Origin of the sequence: uncultured Eudoraea sp., assembly GCF_947258925.1 — a bacterium.
GTDB lineage: Bacteria > Bacteroidota > Bacteroidia > Flavobacteriales > Flavobacteriaceae > Eudoraea.
The window spans coordinates 1-3,395 of record NZ_CAMYKG010000074.1 but is presented as its reverse complement, the minus strand read 5'-3'; the positions used below and the strand labels follow the sequence as shown (position 1 = coordinate 3,395).

General features: G+C 40.9%; 3 protein-coding genes and 1 pseudogene. All 4 read left to right on the top strand.

The window, feature by feature from the left end; genetic code table 11:
• A pseudogene (locus Q0X77_RS15250) lies at positions 1–421 on the top strand (phosphosugar isomerase); the annotation flags it as partial.
• A 5-nt stretch (positions 422–426) separates the two neighbouring features.
• A complete protein-coding gene (locus tag Q0X77_RS15245; RefSeq protein ID WP_297798676.1) occupies positions 427–1,284 on the top strand; it encodes a PfkB family carbohydrate kinase in 858 nt (285 codons plus the stop codon).
• Between the two features lie 91 nt (positions 1,285–1,375).
• The gene (locus Q0X77_RS15240) at positions 1,376–2,740 is read left to right on the top strand and encodes a peptidase S10 (RefSeq protein WP_297798675.1); all 1,365 of its coding nucleotides are present in this window, start codon (positions 1,376–1,378) and stop codon (positions 2,738–2,740) included.
• Positions 2,741–2,975: 235 nt separating this feature from the next.
• A partial coding sequence (locus tag Q0X77_RS15235; RefSeq protein ID WP_297798674.1) for a DUF1254 domain-containing protein occupies positions 2,976–3,395 on the top strand: 420 nt, incomplete at its 3' end.

Genomic DNA, 3,395 nt, shown 5'->3' with positions numbered 1-3,395 from the left:
TCAGAATGAGAATTTATTCTACATTTTGTCGAGCGGGGCAAGTTACGGACATGCATATGGTTTTGCCATCTGCTCTCTGATGGAAATGCAAAGGCTGCACGCGAGCTCAATTCACTCCGGTGAGTTTTTTCATGGTCCTTTCGAAGTTACAGACAAAAAAACCAATTTTATTGTATTGGTAAATGAAGGTCGAACGCGGCCGCTTGATCAAAGGGTGATCACTTTCCTTAAAACTTATGCCAAAAAATATGTGGTTGTAGACGCCCGGGAGTTGGGTATTGGCGTAATTCCCGCATCCGTTGTAGAATACTTCAATCCGATAATGTTTTACAGTGTGCTGTGTGATTATCGTGAAGCATTGGCAAAAATTCGTAATCATCCGCTTGAAACACGCCGTTATATGGGTATAGTTGAATATTAAAGCAGATGATGGGCGATGAAACACTTAAAGTTATAGGTATCGGAGACAATGTTGTGGATAACTACATTGACATTCGTACTATGTTTCCGGGGGGCAATGCCCTCAACTTTTCGGTATATGCGTCCATGTTGGGCTGTGACTCTGCCTATCTTGGCGTTTTTGGAAGCGATGACAGTGCTAAGCATGTGCAACAAACACTAACCAACATAGGTGTTGATACTTCCCATAGCCGATGTGTTGACGGACCAAACGGACAGGCAATTTTGAAAATCCAGGATGGGGAACGAATCTTCATTTCATCTAATGAAGGTGGAATCAGCAAATCCGTCTCAATGGAATTCATATTTGACGATCTCGATTACCTGCAATCCTTTTCAATAGTACATACCAGTGCGTACAGCTATATGGATGACTATCTAGGAAAAATAAAACCACTGAATCCCATGATCAGCTACGACTTTTCAGATGACTTCGACAGCGAACATGCACTATCCCTATGCCAGTACATAGACTTCGGGTTTTTTTCCTGTAGCGAATGGACTGAAGAGACAGTGAAAGAACTTCTTGAGGAAGTGGTGAATCGGGGCTGTATCATGGCGGTGGCCACGCGGGGACCAAAGGAAGTAATTTTGTTCGATGGAAGATCATGGTTTAGACAAGCTCCCCTGGCAGTGACACCAACAGACACGCTAGGAGCAGGAGATGCCTTCATCACCGGATTCCTGACTTCCTACTTAAAAGGCAAAACCAATGCCAGTGTTCCTCAGGACTCGTTGATTGAAAAAGCACTCGAAGAGGCTGCTTCATTCGCTTCAGAGATTTGCCGGGTGCAAGGAGCTTTCGGACACGGGTTACTCTATTAAACAGGTCATTCACAAAAATCGGTTAGCACAGTGAGCGTAACCGTAAAGAATTTAATCAACTATATTTGAAAAAACTATAATACTAGCTGTAATGAAATTAAATATCCTTTCCATAATTCTCCTCTTTTCAATTTCCATTTCTTCCCAGGAAAAGAAAGAGACTACAAAACCGGTACCGGAAGCAAAATCGTTTTTTACCAATCATCAAATAACTAACAGAGGTAAAATAATCAGATACAAGGCTGTTGCCTCAGAAATGTATTTAAAAAATGATTCCGAGGAGGCAGTAGCTTCAATATGGTCTGTGGCTTATATCCAGGAAGGGGTAAGCGATATGACTAAACGACCGGTTACTTTTGTTTTTAACGGGGGTCCCGGATCTGCATCTGTGTGGTTACATATGGGAATGCTTGGTCCCAAATTGGTAAAAGTTAACTCGGATGCTAAAGAAGATGATGGTGCCGCGCCTTATAATTTAGTGGATAATAAAAATGGCTTATTCGATTTGACAGACCTTGTTTTTATAGATCCTGTTGGCACCGGTTACAGCCGTGTCATTGGCAAGGGTAAAGTCAAAGACTATTGGGGCTTAAATGAAGATGCAAAATCAATCGCCAAATTTATTAGACAATGGGTTACTAAAAATAATCGATGGTTTTCCCCAAAATTTATTGCCGGTGAAAGTTTTGGGACGGTAAGAGCGGCTGCTGTAGCCAATGCCCTGGAAGAAGGGGGTCAGAACATGTCGTTAAATGGTTTAATCCTTATTTCCCAAGCCCTGGATTATGAGGGCTCAACATCCGTTCACGACAATATAACTTCCTATCTTACCTACCTGCCCAGTATGGCTGCAACCGCCTGGTACCACAAAAAAGCAGGCCAAGGAAAATCGCTTGAATCATTTATTGATGAATGCAGAAACTACACATATGATTCATATGCCCCGGCACTATATAAAGGATCATTACTCAGTGAAGCTGAACAAAACAAGGTTGCGGAAAAACTAAGCTATTTTACCGGCCTCGACAAGGCGTATATTCTAAAGTCTAATCTTAGAGTATTAATGCATCGCTTTCAGAAGGAATTACTTGCAGATCAGGGATTAGCCCTTGGCAGGTTAGATGGCCGTTTTATGGGAGATGAAGTTGATGATTTAACTGATGGCCCTCATTTGGGAGACGCATCCAGCTACCAGATAAGCGGGGCTTATACCGCCGCAATAAATCATTATATGTCCTCAGATCTAAACGTAAGCATGGATCGACCTTATATTACTTCCAATGATAAAGTTTACAAAAATTGGAACTGGAGAACTCTTCCGGAGGGAAAACAATGGGAGCCTTCCTTTGTTAATGTTACACGAAAATTGGCTGAGACCATGAGACGGAATACGGAAATGAGAGTCATGGTCGCGAGTGGTTATTATGATTTGATTTGTCCGTTTTTTGTGATTTGATTTGTCCGTTTTTTGATGCTGAGTATACCTATTCCCGCAACGGGATAGACAGAGAAAAGATAGAAATGACCTATTATGAAGCAGGACACATGATGTACACGCACGAACCTGATTTCTTAAAATTGTCGAATGACATTCGGAAATTTTTATCCAACTAAAAGATGGTGTTTTCTTTTTAGCTTTTGCCTTCTTACAAAACCGTTTGCATTTGCTCTTAATTATCAATATTTGAACTATGAAAAATCTTATTAAACTAACACTAGTTACAGTAATTACATTTAGCATTATCTCTTGTGGGACCAAATCGAAAAAAGAGGAGTCAACAGATAGCAAGTCGGCAGAGGCGACTGAAATATTGGCGAAACCTTCTGATGCAGACTTTTTAGCTTTCATGGTCTATCATCACATGAACTATATGATAACAACTGCTCAACAAGCCAGTGGAACTAATAAGTTATTTCATACCAGAGAATTGCCTACAGAAGGAACTGATCCTGTAGTAACACCGGCTTTAGACCATATTTATACAAAAGCAGTAATTGACTTAACCGATGGCCCGGTTACCGTTACTTTCCCGGAGGTTGAAGAAGGAAGGTATTATTCTATTCATATAACCGATATGGAACACTATACTATTTATGATGAAGTTTTTCCT